A 22934-nucleotide genomic window follows, 5' to 3' on the forward strand; every position below is an offset into this window, starting at 1 on the left:
GCTCAGAAGCGCGTACGCACGCCCAGCGAGATCAGCGAATGGTCCTCGTGGAAGCCGCCCAGCGTGCGCGCTTCGCCGTCGAAATAGTGCGCCGCGACGTAGAGTTCGTGCGGTTCCCAGCCGACGTAGCTGAGGCGCGGGCTCAGGTAGACGTCCTCGACGTTGAAGCCGCTCGCGAAGCGCAGGCCGGCCTTCCAGCGGCCCTGGCCGAAGCTCGTCTCGATCTCGCCGTTCGCGCCGTAGTACTCGTCGAGTTCGAGAACGGTCTTGTCGGTCTGTAGGGCGTGGGCGACGAGTTGCAGGTTGACGCGCGTGTCGCCGCCGCCGGGGAAGAACTCGACCGCGCCGACCCAGTCGAGCGACTGCGTCTTGTCCATGACCGTGCTCGGTAAGGTGACCGGCACGTCGTCGGTGTAGCCGAGTTCGGTGCGCCAGGTCAGCCCGCCGCGCACAAACTCGAGGTCGGCGCCGACGAAGGTGTTGAAGGGGTGGATCGCGGTGAGCGAGAGGTTCGCGAGGTCGAGCCGGTAATAGGGCAGCGACTGGCGGGTGCGGGCGAGCGTCACGCCGAAGTCGACCGGCCCGCCCGCCTGGCTCAGGCGCAGGGCGCCGCCGCCGCTGCCGTGCTCGTCTTCCTCGATGCGTGCGTCGCCGAGCCAGGGCGTGAGCGCCGGGTCGATGCCGACGATCTGGCGGGTGGTGCGGTTGATCGGGCTCCACACGCTCGCCGGATCGGGTAATTGTGCCGCGCGGAAGACCGGCAACCAGACCGCGTCGAGCTTGGTGTCGCCGAAGCTCTGCTCCCAGCGCGCGGCGAGTTGCGCGCGCCGACGGTCGGGCAACTCGTCGAGCATGAAACGGGTGAGGTCGACGCGGCTCACGCGGTCGGCGAGCGGAACCTCGTCGACGCGGCCCCAGACGATCGTTTGCGCGCCGAGCGTCAAGCGCGTGTCGCCGTTGCGATAGCGTACGTAGGTGTCGGCGTAATCGGCCAGGAGTTCGTCGTGATCGGCGCTGCCGCCGGCCTGCTTCATGCCGTCGACGCGGGCACCGGCGCGCAACTCCCAGTTGCGGCTCGGCTGCCAGAGCAGGTAGGCGGCCGTGCGCAGGGTCGTATAGCTGTCGGCTTCGGGCGCGTCGGGCAGCACGCCGGTCTCGAGCAGCAGGTCGTCGACGCCGGCCTTGAGCGTCGGCTGGAAGCCGCGGGCGGCCGTCCTGCGGCTTCGTGTCGTCGGCGGCGGCAGTTCGTCCGCCACGTCCGCCGGGGCTTCGGCCGCGGGTGGGGCGGCGGCCGGCGTGCGCGTCGTCGCACGCGGCGGGGGGAGGTCGTCGACCGGGTCCTCGATCTCGGAACGGGGGGGCGGCAATTCGTCGGCGGCATGGGCGGCGGTCGACGCGAGGGCGGGCAGGGCGGCGAGCGCGAGGCTCAAGGGCAGCAGCAGGTTTTTCATGGGCGGTATTCCGATTCCAGGCTTTCGTCGGAGAGGGCTTGCGAAGTGAAGAGTTTGGCCGGAAGTTTCTGATCGTAGAGCGCGGCGTCGACGACCATGCGCGTCTGGTGGCCGCTTTCGAGGTCGATCATGCGGCTGTCGGTCAGCGTCCAGTAGCCCTGGTTGCGCTGCTTGCCGCGCAGCAGCCAGCGTTTGGCCGGCTGCTCGGCGCCCTTCTCGAAATAGTCGATGCGTTGCGGGATCGCGGTCGCCGGATCGATCCAGCTGATGCGCTTGCTGTAGACCGAATCGTCGGCGTCGCGCGGCACGCTCTCGAGCACGTCGCAGAGGATGCCGTTTTCGCTCTGCCGGCCGAGCACGCGATGCCGGTCGCGCGAGGGCTTGCGCTCCTGCAGGTCTTCGAAATAGAGGTCGGATCCGACGAAGCGCCCGCCCTTGCGCTCGCTCGAGATGCGGCGCACCCGGTCGAGCGCAGGCAGGTAGAGCCACTGGTCGGTGCCGCCGTCGGCCTTGTCGATGCTGAGCAGGCCTGTCCCGGCGATGTCCTGGGGATCGACGAAGCGGATCAGGTTCGCGGTCTCGCCGCCCGACTTGTCGAGCCGATAGGTCACCATCTCGCGGATGCGCGGTGCGCGTCCCTTTTCGCTCAGCACCATGCGGCCGAGCGTCGTGAGGTCGCGCCCGTTCGGCCGGTCGTAGACCCGTTGCGCCAGCGCGGACGCCTCGTCCGCACGGGCGCCTCCGACGCAGACCAGCGCGAGCACAAGAAAACGGGCGAGTGAGATCAGGACGGCACGTGACATGGGCGGGTTCCGGAACGGCAGCGCAATACTGGGCGGGCGGGCAGCTTTGAACTTTAACCCAAAAAACGCGGGCCGACGGCGACGGCTGGATTTCGGCGCGCGTCTATGATAAAAAAGATATTGCCATCTGTTATAGGGCGCTTTGATGTCGTCGACCCCCCTCGAATTGCTCCAGAAATACAGCGTGCCCGGGCCGCGTTATACGTCCTACCCGACCGCGCCCTATTTCCACACCGGCTTCGGCGAGACCGACTGGCGCGAGGCGCTCGCGCGCGCGCGCAGCGATCGCGCCTTGTCGCTGTACGCGCACGTGCCGTTCTGCGACTCGCTCTGCTACTACTGCGGCTGCAACATGGTCGCGACGCGGGACTACAGCAAGACCGTTCCCTATCTTGCCGCGATCGAGCGCGAAATGGAGCGCACGGCCGCCCTGGTCGACCCGGGCCGGGTCGTGCGCCAGCTGCACTGGGGCGGCGGCACGCCGACCTACCTCAACCCCGACGACATCCGCCGCCTGATGGCGATGATGCAGCGCAATTTCACGATTGCGCCCGACGCCGAGATCAGCTGCGAGGTCGATCCGCGCGAACTGACCTACGAGCATCTGGCGGCCTTGCGCGAGACCGGCTTCAATCGACTGTCGTTCGGCGTGCAGGACATGGACTCCGACGTGCAGCAGGCGGTCAACCGCATCCAGTCCGAATTCCTCATCCGCCAGGTGCTCGACTGGGCGCGCGAACTCGGTTTTTCGAGCATCAACCTCGACCTGATCGTCGGCCTTCCGAAACAGACCGTCGAGAGCTTCAGCCGCACGCTTGAGCGCGTCACGAACTGGGCGCCCGACCGCCTCGCGGTCTTCGCCTATGCGCACGTGCCTTGGATCAAGAAGCACCAGAACCTGATCAACGAGGCCGACCTTCCCGACGCCGCCACACGGCTCGGCCTGCAGCAGGCCGTGAACGACGCGCTCGCCGCGGCCGGCTACGTCAATATCGGACTCGACCATTTCGCGCGGCCCGAGGACGAGCTCGTGCGCGCGCAGCAGAACAAGACGCTGTGGCGGAATTTCCAGGGCTACACGACGCACAAGGACTGCGACATCCTGGCCTTCGGCGTATCGAGCATCAGCCAGACCGACGATGTCTACATGCAGAACGACAAGAATCTCAAGCGCTACCAGGATCGCGCGGCTGCGAACGGCTTCGCGGTCGAGCGCGGGCTGAGGCTCACGCGCGACGACCAGGTCCGTCGCGACGCGATCACGCGCGTGATGTGCGACCTCGAACTCGATTTCGCCGCCTTTGGGAAGGAATGGGACGTCAGCTTCGGCGACTACTTCGCCGACGCCCTGGTCCAGCTACGCCCGCTGGCCGACGACGGTCTGGTCGACATCGCGGCGGACCGGATCAGCGTCACCGCGACGGGCCGCCTTTTCCTGCGCAACATCGGCATGTGCTTCGACCGCTACCTCAAGGAGGCGGCCGGTGAGCGGCCGCGCTATTCCCGCACGGCCTGAACCGCCCGCCGGCGTGTCCGGCGTCGCGCATCCCTGATCTCCGCTCCGGTTGACAAAGCAGCTGCCGCTTCGCGATAGTGGCTGCATAACGAGCGGAGGACGGCAAAATGCCCACCGAAAGGATCGCCGCAGGCGATCGGTCGCCTCGTCGCGCCCACCTCGAGCCGACGGCTGCGTGAGTCAGTCGCTGCGGCACATGCTGTTGCTTCCGCTCGCGACCGGGCTCGCGTATTACCTGGGCGCGGTGCTCGGCGTCGCCGCCTCCGCGATGTCGGAAGGCATCGCCATTTTCTGGCTGCCGAACGGCATCCTGCTGGTCGTGCTGCTCTCGACGGCACGGCACCACTGGCCGCTGCATCTCGCCGCCGCGGTGCTCGCCGAAATCGCGGCCGACCTTCCGACTTTCACCCTCCTCCAAGCGCTCGGTTTCGCCGCTGTCAACGTCGTCGAATGCCTGCTCGCCGCGCTCCTGCTCGAGCGCCTCGCGCGGCCGTTCAGGCTCGAGAGCCTGCGCCACGTCATCGCTTTCGGTGGCTACGTCTTGGTCATCGCCTGCGGCCTCGCCGCCTTGCTCGGCGCCGCGATCTATTCGCTGACAGGGCAGGCGACGACCGCGTTCTGGACCTACTGGCGGATATGGTGGTTCGGAGACGGACTGGGCATGCTTCTGGTCGCGCCGCTCGCGCTGGGCTGGCTGCAGCCCCGGAGTCGGCCCGGCGAGCGCCGGTCTTTCGAAGCGACCGCCTTGTTCGGCCTCACCCTGCTGTTCTCGCTATGGGTTTTTTACCCGTCCGCCGCCCATGTCGAAGCGGCCTTTCCGCGGCGCGCCTTCCTGCTGCTGCCGTTCGCGCTCTGGGCGGCGGCGCGCTTCGGCGTGTGGGGCACGGCCAGCGTCGCACTGCTGCTCGCCGGCATCGCGATCCCCGCGACGCTCACCGATCGCGGCCCCCTTGCGCTGGCGGCGCCCGAGGCCACGGTGCTGTTGTTGCAGGAATATCTTGTAGTGCTGAGCCTGCCGGCACTCGCGCTGGCGGCGCTCCTGCAGGAGCTGCGCGACCGGAACGCGCGCCTGCAGTCACGGGAGACCGAATTGCGCATGACGCACGATGCGCTCGATCGAGTCAATCGCGAACTCGAAACGCGGGTGCGCACACGGACCGAAGCGCTCGAGGTCGCGAACCGTCGTCTCAAGGCGCTGGCCTCGGTCGACTCGCTGACGGGGATCAGCAACCGCCGTCATTTCGTCGAGCAGGCCAAGGCCGAAATCAGCCGTGCCAGACGCCAAGGCCTGCCGCTGTCGGTGATCATGTTCGACATCGATTTCTTCAAGACGGTCAACGACCGCTTCGGCCACGAGGCCGGGGACCAGACCTTGAAGGCGCTGACGAGCACGGTCAGCGGGAACCTTCGTGCCGGCGACATTTTCGCGCGGCTCGGCGGCGAGGAGTTCATCCTGATGCTGCCGGGGCAGGGCCTCGGTGACGCCGTGCAGACCGCCGACCGTGTGCGCGCGTTGGTCGCAGAGACGAGTCGCACCCACTACCCAGTGCCGATCACGCTCAGTGCGGGTGTCGCCGGGCTGGCCGGATCGGAAGATCTCGACGGCCTGCTGCGCCAGGCGGACCGCGCGCTCTACGCGGCGAAGCACCAGGGACGCGACCGCGTGTGTGTCGCGCCGGCGGCGGGTGCGCCCGAAACCCTGCCGAGCGCTGGGCCGTTCATGGGCTGAGCGTCAACAACAGCCGCCGGTGTCGCGCTTGGGACAGCCTTCGGGCCGGTCGGGCGGCGGCAGTGGACAACGATTGATCTCGTCGGCGCTGCGCTGGAAGTAGCAGGTCGTCGCGCTCGACGCGATGCCGAGCAGCCAGAACACGAAGAAGCCGAACGTGTAGGCCCCGATGCGGTCGTCGAAGAGCGCTTCGCCGTCGTAGACGAGGTTCAGTGGGTCGAACAGGGTCGTGAAGACGATGTCGGCGACCCCGGCGACGAGGAAGGACGGCCAGAGAATATGGATCAGGCGCTGCATCATCGCGGGTCCTCCGCTGGCGACGTTCATTCCTTGGGGTCGTTCATCCTGCACTTGACCCAGGCCGACATGAAAAAGCCCATCCCGATGATGAACACGATCGTGAACAGGCTCAAGAGTCCGATCGGACTCGTCAACAGCAGGTTCAGTGCAGCTTCCATCTTAGTCTCCCTGTGCAGTGGATGTGACGCCCGCGCCGAGATCGGCCGGACGGGTGAAAGGGCTGTAGACCACCCCCGACAGGCGCCACGCCCTGGTGTCGTCGCTGAGCTGCGCGTGCCATTTGCCGGCCGGCAGGGCGGGCAGGGCGGTGCGGTAGCGGCCGGCCCCGGCGTGGTGCAAGACCAGCGTCTGATCCATACCGGCACGGGTCGGGTGCGCGAGCACGAGCGTGAGCCGTTCGGGATGCATCGCGAGCCGTCCGCCGAGGCTCAGTGCGAGGCTTCCGTCCTCGGTTTGCAGCGTCGCGCGGAGGTCGAGCCTGCGCGCCTCTTCGTCGCGCGCAAGCACCTGGTTGATCGCGAGGCCGGCCTTGTAATAGTCGCCCACCACGAGGCCGTCGGCGTTGGTCGCCGCGATCCACACGGTCGCGATCCCTCCGACGACGGCGGCAGCCGGCAGGCTGATCAGAAACCACGGCCAGGGCTCGCGGTACCAGGGTTTGCTCGGAGGATCGCTCGGACGGTTCATGCGCTCACCGGTTGAAGAATTTGGTCTCGACTGCGGCCCTGATGCGGGGGTCGTCGGTCGCCTGGACGACGAAGCTGACCTCGATCGAGCGGCCTTGCAATTCGGTCGGGTCGGCGATCAGGCTGACCGGCACGTCGATCGTCTGCAGCGGCGCGGCCACGATCTGGCGGGTCGCCGTCGCGACCTCGAGGCCTTTGATGCCCGTCGCGCCGATCGTGTAGCGGTGCGGCGCGCCGTCCTTGTTGATGATCTGCAGGCGATAGACGTTCTCGATCAGTCCCTCGTCGGTTTCCTTCGACAGCGCGACGCGGTCGCGCACGACGTCGACGCGCAGCGGCACCCGGGTCGCGAGGCTGAAGACGAAGGCCCCGGCGCTCGCCAACAGCAGCACGCTGTAGATGACCGTGCGCGGGCGCAGCACGTGGCGAAGGATGCCGGCGTCGGGGTATTTACCCTTGACGACGTTTTCCGTCGTGTAGCGGATCAGCCCGCGCGGGTAGCCCATCTTGTCCATGATCTGGTCGCAACCGTCGATGCACGCCGCACAGCCGATGCATTCGTACTGCAGGCCGTTGCGGATGTCGATGCCGGTCGGGCAGACCTGGACGCAGACGCCGCAGTCGACGCAGGTGCCGAGCCCGGCCGCCTTGTAATCGGTCTTCCTGCTGCGCGGTCCGCGCGGCTCGCCGATCGAGTTGTCGTAGGTCACGGTCAGCGTGTCGGAATCGAACATCACGCTCTGGAAGCGCGCGTAGGGACACATGTACTTGCACACCTGTTCGCGCATGAAGCCGGCATTGCCCCAGGTGGCGAAGGCGTAGAACAGGATCCAGAAGGTTTGCCAGGGCGTCAGTGCAGCGTTCAGGACCTCGGTGGCGAGCGTCTGGATCGGCGTGAAATAGCCGACGAAGGTGAAACCGGTCCACAGCGCGATCGCGATCCAGACGACGTGCTTGAGGCCGCGTTTTCTGAGCTTGGTCGCGTTCCACGGCGACTTGTCGAGCTTGCGGCGCGCGACGTGGTCGCCCTCGAGCCAGTTCTCGACCCACATGAAGATTTCGGTGTAGACGGTTTGCGGGCAGGCGTAGCCGCACCACAGCCGTCCCGCGACCGCGGTGAACAGAAACAGCGCGAGCGCGGAGAGGATCAGGATGGCCGTCAGATAAACGAAATCCTGCGGCCAGAACACGAGGCCGAAGATGTAGAACTTGCGCGCGGCAAGATCGAACAGCACGGCCTGCCGATCGTCCCAGCGCAGCCAGGGCAGGCCGTAGTACACCGCCTGGGTCAGCAGCACGAGCGCGATGCGCCAGTTGGCGAACACGCCGTGCACGGCGCGCGGCTGGATTTTTTGCCGGATCGCGTAGAGCTGCTGCTCGATCGGGGCCTCGGGGGCCGTCTGCTTGTCGTCGGTCAATGGGGTTCCAGTGTCGGGTTCTGAGCCGCGTGAGCGCACCGCGCGATGCGCTCACGCGGCCCGCCGGGCATGCCCCGGCGAGCCGTCGGTCACTCCGCGGTCGACCCCTGTGGTGCCGCGGCGCCGTCCTGCCGCGACAGGCCGTACACATAGGCCGCGAGCAGGTGCAGCTTGGCGTCGCGGTTCGAGGTCGTGCCCAGCGTCTGCGTCATCGCCGGCATCACGCCGTTGCGTCCCTTGGTGATGGTCTCGATGATCGTCGCCTCGCTGCCACCGTACAGCCATACCTTGTCGGTCAGATTGGGCGCGCCGAGCGCCTGCATGCCGGTGCCTGCAGGCGTGTGGCAGGCGGCGCAGTTCTGCTCGAACTTGGGCTTGCCGGCGGCCGCGAGCGCGGCGTCATGCTTGCGTCCGGAGAGCGAGAGCACGTAGTTCGCGACTTCGCGCGTGCCTTGCGGTCCGAGCGCCGCGCCGAGCGCCGGCATCACGCCCGAGCGGCCGTCGGTCAGCGTCGCCTTGATCGTGTCGGGGTCGCCGCCATACAGCCAGTCGGAGTCGGTCAGGTTGGGAAAGCCCCGGGCACCGGCCGCGTCCGAGCCATGACACTGCGAGCAGTAGGTCAGGAACAGATGCTTGCCGATCGCGCGCGCATCCGGGTCGGCGGCGACCGTGGCGATGTCCTGCTTCATGAAGCCGGCGTAGACGGGGCCGAATTTCGCCTCGGCCGCCTTGACCTCGGCCTCGTATTCGCCGAGCGAGGTCCACTTCAGGAGGCCGGCGAAGTTGCCGAGGCCCGGCCACAGCGCGAGGTAGACCAGCGCGAAGATCATCGTGCCGTAGAACAGCCCGAGCCACCAGCGCGGTAAGGGGTTGTTGAAGTCCTGCAGGTCGCCGTCCCAGGTGTGCTCCATGAGTTCGGCCTTCTCGCCGGGCGCGAGCCGCCGCGTGGTCTGCTTCTTGAGAAAGATCCAGGTGCCGACGATGCTCGCCAGGGTGAGCACGCTGATGTAGATCGGCCAGAAGCCGCTGGTGAAATCGCTCATTTCTTGTCTCCGTTTTTGGGGGCGTCGTCTTCCTCGAAGGGCAGGCGGCCGGCGTCGTCGAAACGCGGCTTGTTGCCCTTGCTGAAAGCCCACCAGACGATACCGATGAACACCACGATGAAGATCACCGTGACGATGCCGCTGATGAAGCCGCTGTCCATGGGTGTTCTCAGTTCTTCGGCGCGTGGGTGCCGAGCACCTGCAGGTAGGCGATCACGGCCTCGAGTTCGGTCTTGCCTTCGAGCGCGGCCGGCGCCTCGGCGATCTCCTTGTCCGTGTAGCCGTGGCCGACCAGATTGAGCCGGCGCATCTTGGTCTGGATCGCCGACGCGTCGAGCGGGCGGTCGAGCCAAGGGTAGGCCGGCATGTTCGACTCGGGTACGACGTCGCGCGGGTTCATCAGGTGGGCGACGTGCCAGGCGTCGGAATAGCGTCCGCCGACGCGCTGCAGATCCGGCCCCGTGCGCTTCGAACCCCAGAGGAAGGGACGGTCGTAGACGAACTCGCCGGCCACCGAATAATGGCCGTAGCGCTCGGTCTCGGCGCGGAACGGGCGCACCATCTGCGAGTGGCAGCCGACGCAGCCCTCGCGGATGTAGATGTCGCGCCCCGAGAGTTGAAGCGGGGTGTAGGGCTTGAGGCCCGCGACCGCCGTCGTCGTCGACGTCTGGAAGAACAGCGGAACGATCTGCACCAGGCCGCCGACGCTGACGATCAGGATGGTCAGCACGATCAGCAGACCGAGGTTCTTTTCAATGCTTTCATGCGAAATCATGGTCGGTCTCCTTAGGCGTGGACGGCTTGCGGGATCGGGGCGTCGTTGACGACGCGGCCGACGCGGACGGTCTGCCAGACGTTGTACGCCATCATCAGCATGCCCGAGAGGAACATCGCGCCGCCGAGCAGACGGATGCCGTAGAAGGGATACATCGTGTTGACGACCTGGGCGAAGCTGTACGCCAGCGTGCCGTCGGCGTTCGCCGCGCGCCACATCAGGCCCTGCGCGACACCGGCGATCCACATCGACGCGATGTAGAGCACGACGCCGATCGTCGACAGCCAGAAGTGCCACTCGATCAGCCGTATGCTCGCCATCGAATCACGGCCGAAGAGCCGCGGGATCAGGTAGTACATCGAGCCGATCGTGATCATCGCGACCCAGCCGAGCGCGCCCGAGTGCACGTGGCCGACGGTCCATTCGGTGTAGTGCGAGAGCGCGTTGACGGTCTTGATCGACATCATCGGCCCTTCGAAGGTCGACATGCCGTAGAACGACAGCGCAGTGACCATGAACTTGAGGATCGGGTCGGTGCGCAGTTTGTGCCATGCGCCCGACAGCGTCATGATCCCGTTCATCATGCCGCCCCACGACGGCGCGAGCAGCATCAGCGAAAACACCATGCCGAGCGACTGCGCCCAGTCGGGCAGCGCTGTGTATTGCAGATGGTGCGGGCCGGCCCACATGTAGATGAAGTTGAGCGACCAGAAGTGAACCACTGAAAGCCGATACGAGTAGATCGGCCGCCCGGCCTGCTTCGGAATGAAGTAGTACATCATGCCGAGGAAGGCGGTGGTCAAGAAGAAGCCGACCGCGTTGTGCCCGTACCACCACTGCACCATCGCGTCCTGTACGCCGGCGTAGGCCGAGTAGGACTTGGTCAAGGTCACCGGCAGCTCGGCGCTGTTGACGATGTGCAGCAGCGCGATCACGAGAATGTAGGCGCCGAAGAACCAGTTCGAGACGTAGATATGTTTCGTCTTGCGCTTGACGATGGTGCCGAAGAACACCAGCGCGTAGGACACCCAGACGGCGGCGATCAGGAGATCGATCGGCCACTCGAGCTCGGCGTATTCCTTCGAACTCGTGTAGCCCATCGGCAGCGAGATCGCCGCCAGCACGATCACCGCCATCCAGCCCCAGAACGTGAAGGCCGCGAGCTTCTCGGCCCAAAGTCGCACCTGGCAGGTGCGCTGGACGATGTAGTAGGACACGGCGAACATCGCCGAGCCGCCGAAGGCGAAGATCACCGCGTTCGTATGCAGCGGCCGCAGACGCCCGTAGGAAAGCCATTCGATGCCGAACGTCAGGTCGGGCCAGATCAGTTGCGAGGCGATGATCACCCCCACCAACATGCCGACGATCCCCCACACCACCGTCATGATGGCGAACTGGCGGACCACTTTGTAGTTGTAGGTTGCCGCTTCCATTCCACACGCCTCCCGTGATTGATAACTGTATTACTGGTTTAGTACATGCGAATCCAATAATGATTTACGCATATGTGGATAAATATATCTCGTTAGTCGGGTGTGTCAAGAAGTCCCCGTCGGCAGCGTTGTTTTTACGGCATAGGGGATTCGAAACGCGACCGGGATGCGACGCGGTTGCGCGAAACGTGGTAGTTGCGCCGTCAAAACTGTCGGCTGGCCTCACGCTGTTGCGGGTACGCCGATGCTGGCAAGCACGTTCGGATGCATTGGGTCGTCAGCCCGCGCCAACGTGTCGCGCGGACGCAAGCAGTGGGTGGACCCGAGTGCGGAGAGGAGGAAGCGTGCGGCGGAAACCGGAGGGCGTGGGGGCAGCGAGCCGGATCAAGGAAGCGTGGAACGAGGCGCCCCGTCGGACCGGCAAGTCCGGCCGACGCACTGCCGGGGCTTCCCCGGGCGGGGGAAAGAATTCGAAGCCTTGGCCGGCCGCTCAGTCGAAGTTGAGATCGAGTGCGAGCCCGGCGTGCATGATCTTGCCGGCGTGGACGTGCAGCCCGGCGTGCAGTCCGGGGTCGGCGGCGAGCGCTTCGAGGCCTTGCGCGGCGAGTGCCTCAACGTAGGGCAGCGTCGCGTGGGTCAGCGCTTCGGTTGCGGTGCGGGCGACGGCACCGGGCATGTTGGTGACGCAGTAATGGACGACGCCTTCGGCCGTGAAGAAAGGGTCGCTGTGGGTGGTCGGGCGCGAGGTTTCGGCGATGCCGCCCTGGTCGATCGCGACGTCGACGAGCACGCTGCCGGCGCCCATGCGGCGCAGCAGGTCGAGGCTGATCAGGCGGGGCGCGTGGCGCCCCGGGATCTGCGCCGCGCCGATCACGATGTCGGCCTGCTCGACGCATTCGGCGATCGCGTCGGGCGACGAAAAGCGCGTCTCGACGCGCGCGCCGAACAGGGTTTCGGCCTGCGCGAGCTTGTCGCGCAGGCGGTCGATGAGGGTGACGCGTGCACCGAGGCCGATCGCTGTGCGCACCGCTGCCATGCCGACGACGCCGGCGCCGATGACGAGGACGTGGGCCGGCGCGACGCCGGGCAGGCCGCTGATCAGCTTGCCGTTGCCGCCGTGCGAGCTGTGCAGCCCGAGCGCGCCCATCTGCGGGGCGAGCCGGCCCGCGATGTCGGACATCGGCTGCAACAGCGGCAGGCCGCCCGCGGGGCCGACGACGGTTTCGTAGGCGATCGCGCTGACGCCGCGCGTCATGAGTTCGCGCGCGAGCGAGGGCGCTGCCGCGAGGTGCAGATAGCAGAAAAGCAGCTGCCCCGCCCGGAGCCGCTGTGTCTCTTGCGGCTGCGGTTCCTTGACCTTGACGACGAGCTCGGCCGCCCACACGCCGGCTGCATCCGGCACGACGGTCGCACCCGCGGCGCGGTAGGCGTCGTCGCCGAAGCCGACCGCGGCGCCGGCGTGGCTCTCGACGCTCACCGCATGGCCGGCATCGACGAGCGAACGCGCGCCTTCGGGGGTGAGCGCGACGCGGTATTCGTGGTCCTTGATTTCCTTCGGGATGCCTATGTGCATGGGGTCCTCCTGGCTCTCGGTTTGCGGCTCGACTACGGGACGCGCGGCGCGGCCCGGCGCGTTCGACGCGGTAATACGCGGGTGCCATCCGGCTGAGCCGGATCTGGCGCGTACCCGGTGCGACCTGCAGGCGGGCGATGCTGCGGTAGGGCCCCATCATCGAGGGTGCCGCCTGCAGCGCGTAGACGCCGGGGGCGAACAGGCGCGCGGACAGCGTGACGCCCCCGTCGCGCGCGTCGACCTTGACGCCGGAGAACGGGCGCGCGAGCGGATCGCCGACGAAGAGGCCCTGCCCGGGCATCTGCACGCTCTTCCAATAGGCCTCGATCAGCGTTTCGCCCTGCAGGTAATGGCTCATGACGAGCGCCGGCACCGGAAACTTGCCGGGGAAGTTGCACGGCTCCTGCACCGCGCCGTAGCTGCCGGTGGCGCCGGCCTCGAGCCAGCGCAGCACGCTCATCTGTCCGCTACCGAAGAGCTCGCCGCCGGCCGAGGTGAGGTGGTCGGCGACCGCCCCCGGCAGGAAGGTGTTGCTGTCGAGCGCGGGGACGTGGGTCGTGCCGGTGAAGTAGAACATCACGTCGGGCTTGTCTTCGATACCGCGCGTCTCGACGATCTCGGTCGCGAAGACCGGGCGCAGGTGCGAGCGCAGCGCGGCGTAACCCGATGCGCGCACGTTGCGCATCTTGTCGGGCGTGCTGACAAGATAGGCCGTGCCGTCGGGGTTGCTGCCGTCGGCTGTGACGCCGCGGTCGATCAGGCGCTTGGCGTCCGCCACGCGTGCGCCGGCGAGGCTCATGGTCGGCCGTATGCGGTAGGTCTCGAAGGGGCGGTCGGCACTGCTGTTGAAGTAGGGGTTGCGTCGCGTCGGCTTGCAGCCGCTCGCGCAGTAGGCAGGGTCGAAGCCGAAGGCGAAGGCCGCGGTGACCGACATGCAGTCGACGCGGAAAGGTCGCGCCCAGGTCAGCGCGTAGGCCTGGACCTCTGCCGGCGTCGCCGCGTCGACCGCGCGCTTGAGTGCGGCGAAAGCTTCGCGCGAGAGCGTGTCGTGTCCCGGTGGGAAGCGAACGTGGATCAGGTTGGCCGCGGGAATACCGCGTTTCTGCCGATAGTATTCGGCGACCGCGACGCTGTCGGGATCGTCGTCGTTGACGATGACGCCGAGCTGCCCGGCGCTCAGCGCCGGCTGGTCGACATGCGTGATGATGGGCTGCGGCGGCATCGCGAGGGCCGCCGCGTGCAGCAGCAGCGCCGCGACGCCGGCGAGCAGGCGGACGATCACTGCGCGAGCCTTTCGACGCATTCGCGCACGAGCCCCGGACCGCGATAGATCAGTCCCGAATAGAGTTGCACGAGCGAGGCGCCGGCGGCGATCTTGGCGCGCGCGTCGTCGCCGGAGAGGATGCCGCCGACGCCGATGATCGGCAGCGCACCGCCGAGGTGTTGCGCGAGCGTGCGCACGACGCGGGTCGAGGCCTCGCGCACCGGCGCGCCGGAGAGGCCGCCGCTCTCGTTCGCGTTTGGCAGTCCGGCGACGGCGTCGCGTGCGATCGTCGTGTTGGTCGCGATCACGGCGTCGATGCCGTGGCGCATCAGCAGCGCGGCGATTGCGGCGATCTGCGCCTCGTCGAGGTCGGGCGCGATTTTCAGCGCGATCGGCACGTAGCGGCCATGCTGCTGCGCGAGCTCGGACTGGCGAAGCTTGATCGCCGAGAGCAGTGCATCGAGCGCCTCGTCCTGCTGAAGCTCACGCAGGTTCTGCGTGTTTGGCGACGAGATGTTGACGGTGACGTAGCGCGCGTGCGCGTAGACCTTGTCGAGGCAGGCGAGATAGTCGTCGGCCGCGCGCTCGTTCGGCGTGTCCTTGTTCTTGCCGATGTTGATGCCGAGCACGCCGGTGTAGCCACTCGCGACGACGTTGCGCACGAGGTTGTCGACGCCGAGGTTGTTGAAGCCCATGCGGTTGATGATGCCCTCGGCCGCGGGGAGCCGGAAGAGCCGCGGTTTCGGATTCCCGGGCTGCGGACGCGGGGTGACCGTGCCGATTTCGAGAAAGCCGAATCCGAGCGCCGCGAGGCCCTTCAGATGGGCGCCGTCCTTGTCCAGCCCCGCCGCGAGACCGACCGCATTGGGAAAGTCGATTCCCATGACCTGCACCGGTTTGCCGGTGGCTCGCGGCTGCAGACCGACAAGGCCGAGGCGCTGTGCCACGTCGAGGCCGGTGAGCGTCAGGCCGTGGGCGTCTTCGGCGTCGAGCGAAAAGAGGGCGGGGCGGATCAGCGAATAAAGCATGTTCAGGCGGGGGCGGAAGGAGAGGGACGGCGGGTCGCGGCGGTGACCGAACCCGCGGCCGGGTCGTCGAATATTGCACGGTCGAGCGTGCGCTCGCTCTGCGCGACGATGCAGCTCACCGCGCAGTCGCCCGTGACGTTGACGGTCGTGCGCATCATGTCGAGCAGGCGGTCGACGCCGAGGATGAGCGCGATGCCCTCGACCGGCAGCCCGACCTGGCCGAGCACCATCGCCAGCGTGACGAGGCCGACCGCGGGAATCGCCGCGGTGCCGACCGAGGCGAGCGTCGCCGTCAGCACGACCAGCAGGTAGTCGCCGAACGCGAGGTCTACGCCGTAGACGTTGGCGATGAAGACGGTCGCGACGCCCTGCATCATCGCCGTGCCGTCCATGTTGATCGTCGCGCCGAGCGGCACCGTGAACGCACCGATGCTGTTCGGCACGCCCATCTTGTATTCGACCGTGCGCAGCGTGACCGGGATCGTCGCGCCGGAACTCGCGGTCGAGAAGGCGAACGCCGCCGGGTCGCGCATCTTCTTCAGAAAGGTGATCGGGTTGAGCGAGGCGAGCAGGCGCAGCAGCAGCGGGTAGCTCACGAACAGCTGGATCGCGAGCGCGGCCGTCAGCGTGAGGAAATAGGACGCCAGCGGCAACAGAACGTCGAGCCCCTGCGTCGCGAACGTGCGCGTGATCAGCGCGAAGACGCCGTAGGGCGCGAGCCGCATGATCCACTCGACCATGTGCATGATCACGGCGTCGAGATCGTTGAAGAGCTTGAGCACATGCGTGCCGCGTGCGCCCGACATCGTCACCGCGACGCCGAACAGCAGCGCGAAGACGATGATCTGCAGCATGTTGCCTTCGGCCATCGCGGCGATCGGGTTGGTCGGCACGAGGCCGATCAGCATTTCGGTCAGCGGCGGCGCCGGCTTGCCGCTGAAGCTCGCATCGGTCCTGCCGGCGTTGAATCCGCCGCCCGGCGCGACTGCTGCGGCGAGCGCGAGCGCGATCGTTACCGCGAGCGCCGTGGTCACGAGGTAGAGCGTCAGCGCCTTGGCGCCGACGCGACCGAGCGTGCGCAGGTCGGACAGCGCCGTGACGCCGACGACCAGCGACACGAAGACGAGCGGAACGACCATCATCTTGAGCGCAGCGACGAAGAGCGCGCCGACGACGCCGAGTATGCCGTCGAGCAGATAGAGCTGCGCCCAGGCCGGCGGGCCGAACTGATTCAGCGTGCTGCCCAGCGCGATGCCCGCCAGCATGGCGATCACGATGCGTCGGGTGAGCGTGGAGGTCGGGTTCGGGATCATGGCGCGCCTAGAGTCGGGCCCTGGAATTGTATCAGCGGCGCGGCGGCCGCCTCGCAGGGCGCGCGGCAACCGCTGGCCCTCCTGGCCGAGGCTCACCCCCCGACGCCCCCCCGCCCGATACTGCGGTCGGACCGCTCGCGCCCCATGTGAAGGCGCGTCGATCCGCACGGCCCTTGCAGCTGCGGACAGCCGATGCGAGTTCGCGTCCGCGGCGTCCGCAAATGCGGGTAAGATTTCCCGCTTTAATTTCCAGCCCTGTCGCGACCGAGCCAATGTCCCTGACCTCACGCCTTGCCGCCGTTTTTCTGCTGTTCGTCCCCCTCGCCGCCGCCGCCGCCGCAGCGGTCGTTCCCCCGCCCCCTGAACTCGCGGCCAAATCCTGGGTGTTGATGGATGCCGCGAGCGGCAGCGTCCTCGTCGATCATCGTGGACGCGAGCGCCTGCCGCCGGCGAGCCTGACCAAGCTCATGACCTCGCACGTCGCCGCGCTCGAACTCCAGCGCGGCCGCATCAAGGAGAACGACCTCGTCACGATCAGCGAAAAAGCCTGGCGCATGGGCGGCTCGAAAATGTTCGTCCGCGTCGGCAACCAGGTCGCGGTGCACGATCTGCTGCGCGGCATCATCGTGCAGTCGGGCAACGACGCGAGCATCGCGCTCGCCGAGCATCTGGCGGGCGGCGAGGATACCTTCGCCGCGCTCATGAATCAGGAAGCGAAGCGGCTGGGCCTCGCCGACACGCATTTCGTCAACGCCACGGGCTGGCCGGCCGAAGGCCATTACTCGAGCGCGCTCGACATGGCCAAGCTTGCGCGCGCGATCATCATCGAGGACCCCGCGCACTACGGCCTCTACGCCGAAAAGGAATTCGTCTGGAACGGTATCAAGCAGCCGAACCGCAATCTGCTGCTGTGGCGTGACCCGTCGGTCGACGGCCTGAAGACCGGCCACACCGAGGAAGCCGGTTATTGCCTCGTCGCGTCGAGCCAGCGCGACGGCCAGCGCATGATCGCCGCCGTGTTCGGCACGGAAAGCGAAGCCGCGCGCGCGACCGAAACCGCGAAACTGCTCGCCTACGGCTTCAACTTCTTCGACAGCAAGACCTTCTTCAAGAAAGGTCAGGCGGTGCAGACCGTCGAGGTGTGGAAAGGCGCCGCGCGCACGCTCAAGGCCGGGGTCGCGGCGGACTTCGCGGCGGTGCTGCCCAAGCGCACGAGCGGCGAATTCAAGACGCGCACCGTGGTGACGAGCGACCCGCTGGTCGCGCCCGTCAAGGCGGGCGCGCCGCTCGGGCGCGTCGAACTTGTCGGCGGCGACGGCAAGGTCGTCAAGCAGGCGCCGCTCGTCGCGCTGGAAACGGTCGAGGAGGGTGGCTTCTTCCGCCGGATCTGGGACAGCATCCGGCTGTTCTTCAAGGGGCTGTTCGGCTGAACCGGGTCAGTCGCCGCGGCCAGCCTCAGCGGCGCAGGTCGGCGCGTTGCTTGAGAAACGTGTCGCGGTCGATTTCGCCGCGCGCATAGCGGGCTTCGAGGAGGTCGAGCGCCGTCTGCGCAGACGGGCCGCGGCGGAACAGGGCATAGACGATCCCCGCGATCAGGGCGATGGGGATCAGCCAGACCAGCGCCATGCCCCAGCCCATTCCGTAATGTTCAAATCCCCACATTGATTTTCTCCGGTCGACGTCGGACGCGCGCGGTATCACCTCACGCGCACCGGCGCTTCCTGTGAACGACGCCGGCGTGTCTGTCCACGCCGGCGTCCCGCCTGCGGCGTCAGTTGCCGGGCGAGGCCGGGGCCGCCTGTGGCATGGCTGCGCCGCGCTGCATCATCATCTGCATCATGTCCATGCGTTTTTCCATCATCTCCATGCGCTTGGCCATCATGTCGTCGCGGCCGGCCATGCCGCCGCCCATCATGCCCATGCCCATTCCACCGCCCATCATGCCCATGCCGCCCGTCTGTCCGCCCTGCATCATCGGACAGCCCATCATCCCGCCGCCTGCCATGCCTGGTCCGCCGCCGGCCATGGCCTGACCGGCCATCATGTTTTCCTGCATGGTCTGCATGTGCGCCTGCATGAGTTTCTGCCGTTCCTGCGGGTCGCGGGATTTGGCCATCTGCTCCAACTGGCTTTGCATGCGCTTGGTATTGGCCTGCATCTTCCGGATCGTCTGATCGGCGGAAGGCGCCGCCGTCGCGTTCGCTGGGGTGTTCGCCGCCGGATGATGTGCGTCGTCGGCGAGAACGGGCTGGGTAGCGGTGGCGGCAAGCATCAGGGTGGCAAGCAGTGCGGTAATGCGCTTCATGGTACGACTCCTCCGTGGGTGGAAAAACGAACCGAGCCTTGGGCGGAAAGCGCCGAGGCACGTGACTACAGCGCGGGTATCACCGGCGTTCCCTTCAGTAGCGGCTGAAGGTGCGGGCAGACCCGTTCGGGTTCACGAGCAAGACCGCGTAGGGATCCTTGCGCGCGCCTTGTTCCATGCCGGGCGAACCGATCGGCATGCCCGGCACGGCGAGGCCGCGGGCGTGCGGCTTTTCCCGAAGCAGGCGCCTGATGTCGCGCGCGGGGACGTGCCCTTCGATTGCATAGCCGGCGAGTTCCGCGGTGTGGCACGAAGCGAATTCGGGCGGGATTCCCAGCCGGCGCTTGTGCTGGTCCAGGTCGGCGGTGTCGTGCCCCCGCACGGTGAAACCGTTGGCTTCGAGGTGGTCGATCCATTTGGCGCAGCACCCGCAGGTCGGGCTCTTGTAGACGTCGATGACCGGAGCGGGCGGGGCAGCCCATGCCGTCTGGGCCGTCGCGGCAAGGAGCGTCAAACGGACGAGCAGGCTTTTCATGAGGGGAGACCTTGGGCAGGTGATGGGGGGCAGTATGTAAGTCCGAGGTCTACGGCAATCTGACCTTGACGTTACATTTTTGTCATTTTGGCCGTTACCCTTCCGCGATCTCGGGCTCGACGAGCCTTGTAAGCAGGGCCAGCGAGTCCTGCCAGCCCAGGTAGCAGGCTTCCGCCGGGATCGCGTCGGGAATGCCTTCCTGCACGATGTCGAGCTCGGTGCCGCAGGACACCGCGCGCAGTGAGGCGGTCGTCGTCATCGTTCCCGACAACTGGGGGTCGTCGAATCTGTCCGTGTAGCGGATTCGTTCGCCCGCGAGGAGTTCGAGATATTCGCCGCCGAAGGCGTGGCTGTGGCCGGTCGAAAAATTCGTGAAAGACATCCTGAACCGGCCGCCGACCCGCGCATCCAACTCATGAACCCGGCAGGTGTAGCCATCGGGCGGAAGCCACTTCGCCAGCGCGTCGGCGTCGAGGAAGGCGCGGTAGACCCGCCCCGGCGGCGCCCGCAATACGCGATGAAGACGTACGGTAGAGGTCGGCATTCGGCGGTCTCCTTGGCTTTCCGGTCGGCGGGGAACGCGATCCCGGGTATCGCCCTGCGCAGCGCGCCTGCGATATGTCTCGTCACTATAGCGGCTGGTGGGCGGGCTGCTGAAAAACGCGGCGACGCCGACGGGCAAAAACGAAAAGGGGCCGCGTATGTCGGGCCCCTTTCGCTTCAATGGACGCGAAATCGCACCTTTGCCGTGTGACGGCCTTATTTCTTCGCGGTGCGGCGGAGGCGATTCAGCAAACGCCGCGCGAGTTCGCCGAAGAGTTCGGTCTGCGTCGGGTGCGGGAAGATCGCCTTCGCGACCTGAGTCAGCGTCATCTCGCCTGCGACCATCATCACGCCGGTGCCGATCAGCGTGTCGGTGTGGTCGGCCAGATAATGCACGCCGATGATGCGGCCGGTCGTCTTGTCGGCGACGAGCTTGATCATGCCCTCGGTCTCGCCGGTGATCATCGCCTTGGCGTCGATACTCATCGGCATCTTCGCTTCGACCGCGTCGATGCCCTTGGCCTTGGCCTGTGCGACCGAGAGGCCCACGAAGCCGGCCTGCGGGCGCGAGAAGGTCACGCCGCAATCACGGTCCTGGTCGTACTCGCTGGCGTGGCCGAGCAGGTTCGATGCGGCGACGCGGCCCTGCGTCGCGGCGGTGTGTGCGAGCATGTAGCCGCCGATGACGTCGCCGACGGCGTAGATGTTCGGCGTGCTCGTGCAGCAGCGGGCGTCGACCTTGATCGCCGCGCCGTCGAGCGCGACGCCGACCTTGTCGAGGTTGAGCCGGCTGGTGTCGGGACGCTTGCCGGTCGCCATCAACACGACGTCGCAGTCGAAGGTCGATTCGGCGCCTTCCTTGTCGGCGTAGCGCAACGTCATCTTGCCGGGCTTGCCGCCGACTTCCCTGATGTCGGCGCTGGTCACGACCGTGATTTCCTTCTCCAGCGAGGCGATCAGGACCTTGCCGATCTCCTCCTCGATTTCGGCGAGGATGCGGTCGTGGCGCTCGAGCATCAGCACCTCGGTGCCGAAGTCACGGAAGATCTGCGCCATCTCGACGCCGATCACGCCGCCGCCGACGATGCCGAGCTTCTTCGGCGGGTTGGCGAGGTTCCAGATCGTGTCGGAGGTGACGACGCCGCCGGTCGCCAGGTTCTCGCGCGCGCCGGGGATCGGCGGAACGAAAGCCGGCGCGCCGGTCGCGATGACTGCGGCGCCGAAGCTGACCGTGTACGCCTCGCCTTCGGGCGGAGTGATTTTCAGCGTGTGGGCGTCGACGAATTCGCCGTAGCCTTCGCGCACGTCGATCTTCATGCCCTTGTCGGCCTTGAGCGCCATTTCGCCGCGGCTGGTCTGCACCCAGCGGCGGTGCTTCTCGACCTGCGCCCAGTTGAGCTTGGGGTTCGCCGTGCCGTCGACGCCCATCTCGGCGTCGTGCGCGCGGTTGCGGATGTTGTCCGCCGCGGCGCGCCACGCCTTCGACGGGATGCAGCCGCGCCACAGGCATTCGCCGCCGGGGAAGGGCTCGTTGTTGACCATCATCACCTTGACGCCGTGGTCGGCGAGGTCGCGCGCGCAGTCTTCGCCGCCGGGGCCGCCGCCGACGACGACGACCTGGACGTCCCAGTTGCCTTCGGGGATGGGTGAGACCGGTGCGCTCGTGGTGGCGGCAGCGCCGGCCGTTTCCGCGGCCGTGCCGCCGGAAAGCCAGGCGTCCGGCGCTTCGATCGTCTGCTTGAGCGTCGTGAGATAGAGCGCGACGTCCGCGCCGTTCAGCACGCGGTGGTCGCCCGTGATCGTGAACGGCGTGCCCTGCGGGCCGTTGGCCGCGATCGCGAGGATCGCCGAAATGCCCGGCGTCGGAATTGCGGTGAAGTGGGACACGCCGAGCATGCCCATATTGGAGATCGTGAAGGTCGGATTGGAATACTCGGGCGGGGCGAGCTTCCTGACCCGCGCGCGCTCGACGAGTCCGGTCCAGTCCCCCTGGAGGGCCTCGAGCGACTTTTTCTCGACGCCGTGCAGGATCGGCACGACGAGGCCGCCGTCGTTCGACATCACAGCGACGCCGAAGTCGTGATTCGCACGCTCGACGAGTTTGTCGACCGGCTGGTAGGCCCAGTTCATGCGCGGGAACTTCGCCATCGCGACCGAGCAGGCCTTCGCGATCGCCACCGTCACCGAGACCTTCTTCGCCTTGGTGGCGGCGGTCAGCGCGGCGGTGTCGATGTTCACCGTGACATTGAACGTCGGCAGCGTCAGCGAGGCGGTCATCGCGTGGCTGACAGCCTTTTCCATCGACGTCATCGGGCGACCCTGGCCCGGCACGTCGACCTGCGGCAGCGCGTGGGCGACTTCCTGCATCGACGGCCGCGCACGCGCGACGTCGGCGGCGACGAGGACCCCCGAGGGTCCCGAGCCGGCAAGACCCGTGAGGTTCACCCCGAGCTGGGCGGCGACCTTGCGTGCGTACGGGCTTGCCTGGCGGCCCTGCGGGCGCGGTACGGGCACCGCGTTACCGGCTGCGGCGACCTGTGAAGGCGCAGTCTTCGGAATCGGCAAATGCGCCGGCTTGTCAGCCGCGGGCGGGGCGACCTTGTGCGTGTCCTTGACCTTGTGGTCGGCGGAAATGGTCACGCCCGTGTCGTTCGCCTTGGCGGCGTCGTCGACGATGAAGGCCATCGGGTGGCCGACCTCGACGACGCTGCCGATGTCGGCGATCGGCCCCGACAGGAAGCCCTCCTGGAACACCTCGACGTCCATGATCGCCTTGTCGGTCTCGACCGTGGCGACGATGTCGCCGCGCTTGATGGCTTCGCCGGGCTGCTTTTCCCAGGTCACGACGACGCCTTCGGTCATCGTGTCGGAAAGCTGCGGCATGACGATCGGCGTGCCCGCATGGTGCGGGATCATTTCCGTCTGCGCCTGCTCCGCCACGACTTCGTCGGCCGCGATCGCGACGTCCCCGGCCGTGTCGGTGATGTAGCCGAGCGCCGCCCCGACCGCGATCGTCGCGCCGACGTCGGCGAGCGGGCCGGCCAGATAGCCGGCCTTGAACACCTCGACGTCCATGATCGCCTTGTCGGTCTCGACCGTCGCGACGATGTCGCCGCGCTCGACGCGGTCCCCCGGCTGCTTTTCCCAGGTGACGACGACGCCCTCGGTCATGGTGTCCGAGAGCTGCGGCATGGTGATGGCGTAGTGGTTCATAAGATT

21 protein-coding genes and 1 pseudogene are annotated in these 22934 nt (G+C 67.2%); 3 read left to right on the forward strand and 19 right to left on the reverse strand.

Going from position 1 to position 22934, the window contains the following annotated elements; all coding sequences use genetic code 11:
* Positions 1-2: 2 nt before the first annotated feature.
* The gene (locus TBD_RS03200; RefSeq protein ID WP_011311145.1) at positions 3-1451 is read right to left on the reverse strand and encodes a DUF1302 family protein; all 1449 of its coding nucleotides are present in this window, start codon (positions 1449-1451) and stop codon (positions 3-5) included.
* The gene (locus TBD_RS03205) at positions 1448-2254 is read right to left on the reverse strand and encodes an outer membrane lipoprotein-sorting protein (RefSeq protein WP_011311146.1); all 807 of its coding nucleotides are present in this window, start codon (positions 2252-2254) and stop codon (positions 1448-1450) included. Before TBD_RS03205 ends, TBD_RS03200 begins: the two co-directional genes overlap by 4 nt.
* Positions 2255-2399: 145 nt before the next feature.
* On the opposite strand from TBD_RS03205, the gene hemN reads away from it, so the two are divergent.
* Both hemN and TBD_RS03215 read left to right on the forward strand, forming a co-directional pair.
* Positions 2400-3770 carry an oxygen-independent coproporphyrinogen III oxidase gene (gene hemN, locus TBD_RS03210; RefSeq protein WP_011311147.1) on the forward strand — a complete coding sequence of 457 codons (1371 nt, stop codon included), beginning with the start codon at positions 2400-2402 and terminating at the stop codon, positions 3768-3770.
* Positions 3771-3945: 175 nt separating this feature from the next.
* Complete coding sequence (locus TBD_RS03215; protein WP_238376489.1) at positions 3946-5499, forward strand: GGDEF domain-containing protein; 1554 nt, start codon at positions 3946-3948, stop codon at positions 5497-5499.
* Positions 5500-5502: 3 nt separating this feature from the next.
* Here TBD_RS03215 and TBD_RS03220 read toward each other — a convergent pair whose 3' ends face one another.
* The 12 genes and pseudogenes from TBD_RS03220 to TBD_RS03270 form a co-directional block, all read right to left on the reverse strand.
* Positions 5503-5826 carry a hypothetical protein gene (locus TBD_RS03220; RefSeq protein WP_238376490.1) on the reverse strand — a complete coding sequence of 108 codons (324 nt, stop codon included), beginning with the start codon at positions 5824-5826 and terminating at the stop codon, positions 5503-5505.
* On the reverse strand, positions 5823-5957 hold the full coding sequence (locus tag TBD_RS14445; protein ID WP_081429989.1) for a DUF3149 domain-containing protein: 135 nt from the start codon (positions 5955-5957) through the stop codon (positions 5823-5825). The genes TBD_RS03220 and TBD_RS14445 overlap by 4 nt, the downstream gene beginning before the upstream one ends.
* 1 nt (position 5958) lies before the next feature.
* The gene (locus TBD_RS03225) at positions 5959-6486 is read right to left on the reverse strand and encodes a FixH family protein (protein WP_011311150.1); all 528 of its coding nucleotides are present in this window, start codon (positions 6484-6486) and stop codon (positions 5959-5961) included.
* 4 nt (positions 6487-6490) lie between these two features.
* Positions 6491-7903, reverse strand: a complete 1413-nt coding sequence (gene ccoG / locus TBD_RS03230; protein WP_041432295.1) for a cytochrome c oxidase accessory protein CcoG — start codon at positions 7901-7903, stop codon at positions 6491-6493.
* 89 nt (positions 7904-7992) lie between these two features.
* Positions 7993-8946, reverse strand: a complete 954-nt coding sequence (ccoP, locus tag TBD_RS03235) for a cytochrome-c oxidase, cbb3-type subunit III (RefSeq protein ID WP_011311152.1) — start codon at positions 8944-8946, stop codon at positions 7993-7995.
* Entirely contained in the window at positions 8943-9107 is a 165-nt protein-coding gene (locus TBD_RS03240; protein ID WP_011311153.1) for a cbb3-type cytochrome oxidase subunit 3, read from the reverse strand. Before TBD_RS03240 ends, ccoP begins: the two co-directional genes overlap by 4 nt.
* 8 nt (positions 9108-9115) lie before the next feature.
* Positions 9116-9721 carry a cytochrome-c oxidase, cbb3-type subunit II gene (gene ccoO, locus TBD_RS03245; RefSeq protein WP_011311154.1) on the reverse strand — a complete coding sequence of 202 codons (606 nt, stop codon included), beginning with the start codon at positions 9719-9721 and terminating at the stop codon, positions 9116-9118.
* Between the two features lie 11 nt (positions 9722-9732).
* Complete coding sequence (gene ccoN, locus TBD_RS03250; protein WP_011311155.1) at positions 9733-11154, reverse strand: cytochrome-c oxidase, cbb3-type subunit I; 1422 nt, start codon at positions 11152-11154, stop codon at positions 9733-9735.
* Positions 11155-11644: 490 nt separating this feature from the next.
* On the reverse strand, positions 11645-12727 hold the full coding sequence (gene ald, locus TBD_RS03255; RefSeq protein WP_011311156.1) for an alanine dehydrogenase: 1083 nt from the start codon (positions 12725-12727) through the stop codon (positions 11645-11647).
* 364 nt (positions 12728-13091) lie between these two features.
* A pseudogene (locus TBD_RS14450) lies at positions 13092-14030 on the reverse strand (TIGR03790 family protein); the annotation flags it as partial.
* Positions 14006-15019, reverse strand: coding sequence for a quinone-dependent dihydroorotate dehydrogenase (locus TBD_RS03265; protein WP_011311157.1), 1014 nt, complete (start codon positions 15017-15019; stop codon positions 14006-14008). The pseudogene TBD_RS14450 and the gene TBD_RS03265, both read right to left, overlap by 25 nt.
* Positions 15020-15021: 2 nt before the next feature.
* Positions 15022-16332, reverse strand: coding sequence for a dicarboxylate/amino acid:cation symporter (locus tag TBD_RS03270; RefSeq protein ID WP_011311158.1), 1311 nt, complete (start codon positions 16330-16332; stop codon positions 15022-15024).
* A gap of 272 nt (positions 16333-16604) precedes the next feature.
* Between TBD_RS03270 and TBD_RS03275 the strand changes: the two genes are divergently transcribed.
* On the forward strand, positions 16605-17762 hold the full coding sequence (locus TBD_RS03275; RefSeq protein WP_041432304.1) for a D-alanyl-D-alanine carboxypeptidase family protein: 1158 nt from the start codon (positions 16605-16607) through the stop codon (positions 17760-17762).
* Positions 17763-17787: 25 nt separating this feature from the next.
* On the opposite strand, the gene TBD_RS03280 is transcribed toward TBD_RS03275, so the two are convergent.
* The 5 genes from TBD_RS03280 to TBD_RS03300 all read right to left on the reverse strand — a co-directional run bounded on the left by TBD_RS03280 (position 17788) and on the right by TBD_RS03300 (position 22928).
* Entirely contained in the window at positions 17788-17994 is a 207-nt protein-coding gene (locus TBD_RS03280; RefSeq protein ID WP_011311160.1) for an SHOCT domain-containing protein, read from the reverse strand.
* Between the two features lie 109 nt (positions 17995-18103).
* Positions 18104-18637: a hypothetical protein gene (locus TBD_RS03285; RefSeq protein ID WP_011311161.1), complete on the reverse strand. Its 534-nt coding sequence runs from the start codon at positions 18635-18637 to the stop codon at positions 18104-18106.
* Between the two features lie 94 nt (positions 18638-18731).
* Positions 18732-19172 carry a DUF411 domain-containing protein gene (locus TBD_RS03290; protein ID WP_011311162.1) on the reverse strand — a complete coding sequence of 147 codons (441 nt, stop codon included), beginning with the start codon at positions 19170-19172 and terminating at the stop codon, positions 18732-18734.
* Positions 19173-19266: 94 nt separating this feature from the next.
* Positions 19267-19716, reverse strand: a complete 450-nt coding sequence (locus TBD_RS03295; RefSeq protein ID WP_011311163.1) for an SRPBCC family protein — start codon at positions 19714-19716, stop codon at positions 19267-19269.
* Between the two features lie 215 nt (positions 19717-19931).
* Positions 19932-22928 (reverse strand): FAD-dependent oxidoreductase, encoded by a 2997-nt coding sequence (locus TBD_RS03300; RefSeq protein WP_011311164.1) that lies wholly within the window; start codon positions 22926-22928, stop codon positions 19932-19934.
* Positions 22929-22934: the final 6 nt, after the last annotated feature.

This window comes from Thiobacillus denitrificans ATCC 25259 (genome assembly GCF_000012745.1).
GTDB lineage: Bacteria > Pseudomonadota > Gammaproteobacteria > Burkholderiales > Thiobacillaceae > Thiobacillus > Thiobacillus denitrificans_B.

Bases quoted from the DNA above. Each gene is read 5' to 3' on its own strand.
- TBD_RS03200 (WP_011311145.1), bottom strand. From the start codon at position 1,451: ATGAAAAACCTGCTGCTGCCCTTGAGCCTCGCGCTCGCCGCCCTGCCC.
- TBD_RS03205 (WP_011311146.1), bottom strand. From the start codon at position 2,254: ATGTCACGTGCCGTCCTGATCTCACTCGCCCGTTTTCTTGTGCTCGCG.
- hemN (WP_011311147.1), top strand. From the start codon at position 2,400: ATGTCGTCGACCCCCCTCGAATTGCTCCAGAAATACAGCGTGCCCGGG.
- TBD_RS03220 (WP_238376490.1), bottom strand. From the start codon at position 5,826: ATGAACGTCGCCAGCGGAGGACCCGCGATGATGCAGCGCCTGATCCAT.
- TBD_RS14445 (WP_081429989.1), bottom strand. From the start codon at position 5,957: ATGGAAGCTGCACTGAACCTGCTGTTGACGAGTCCGATCGGACTCTTG.
- TBD_RS03225 (WP_011311150.1), bottom strand. From the start codon at position 6,486: ATGAACCGTCCGAGCGATCCTCCGAGCAAACCCTGGTACCGCGAGCCC.
- ccoP (WP_011311152.1), bottom strand. From the start codon at position 8,946: ATGAGCGATTTCACCAGCGGCTTCTGGCCGATCTACATCAGCGTGCTC.
- TBD_RS03240 (WP_011311153.1), bottom strand. From the start codon at position 9,107: ATGGACAGCGGCTTCATCAGCGGCATCGTCACGGTGATCTTCATCGTG.
- ccoO (WP_011311154.1), bottom strand. From the start codon at position 9,721: ATGATTTCGCATGAAAGCATTGAAAAGAACCTCGGTCTGCTGATCGTG.
- ccoN (WP_011311155.1), bottom strand. From the start codon at position 11,154: ATGGAAGCGGCAACCTACAACTACAAAGTGGTCCGCCAGTTCGCCATC.
- ald (WP_011311156.1), bottom strand. From the start codon at position 12,727: ATGCACATAGGCATCCCGAAGGAAATCAAGGACCACGAATACCGCGTC.
- TBD_RS03265 (WP_011311157.1), bottom strand. From the start codon at position 15,019: ATGCTTTATTCGCTGATCCGCCCCGCCCTCTTTTCGCTCGACGCCGAA.
- TBD_RS03270 (WP_011311158.1), bottom strand. From the start codon at position 16,332: ATGATCCCGAACCCGACCTCCACGCTCACCCGACGCATCGTGATCGCC.
- TBD_RS03275 (WP_041432304.1), top strand. From the start codon at position 16,605: ATGTCCCTGACCTCACGCCTTGCCGCCGTTTTTCTGCTGTTCGTCCCC.
- TBD_RS03280 (WP_011311160.1), bottom strand. From the start codon at position 17,994: ATGTGGGGATTTGAACATTACGGAATGGGCTGGGGCATGGCGCTGGTC.
- TBD_RS03285 (WP_011311161.1), bottom strand. From the start codon at position 18,637: ATGAAGCGCATTACCGCACTGCTTGCCACCCTGATGCTTGCCGCCACC.
- TBD_RS03290 (WP_011311162.1), bottom strand. From the start codon at position 19,172: ATGAAAAGCCTGCTCGTCCGTTTGACGCTCCTTGCCGCGACGGCCCAG.
- TBD_RS03295 (WP_011311163.1), bottom strand. From the start codon at position 19,716: ATGCCGACCTCTACCGTACGTCTTCATCGCGTATTGCGGGCGCCGCCG.
- TBD_RS03300 (WP_011311164.1), bottom strand. From the start codon at position 22,928: ATGAACCACTACGCCATCACCATGCCGCAGCTCTCGGACACCATGACC.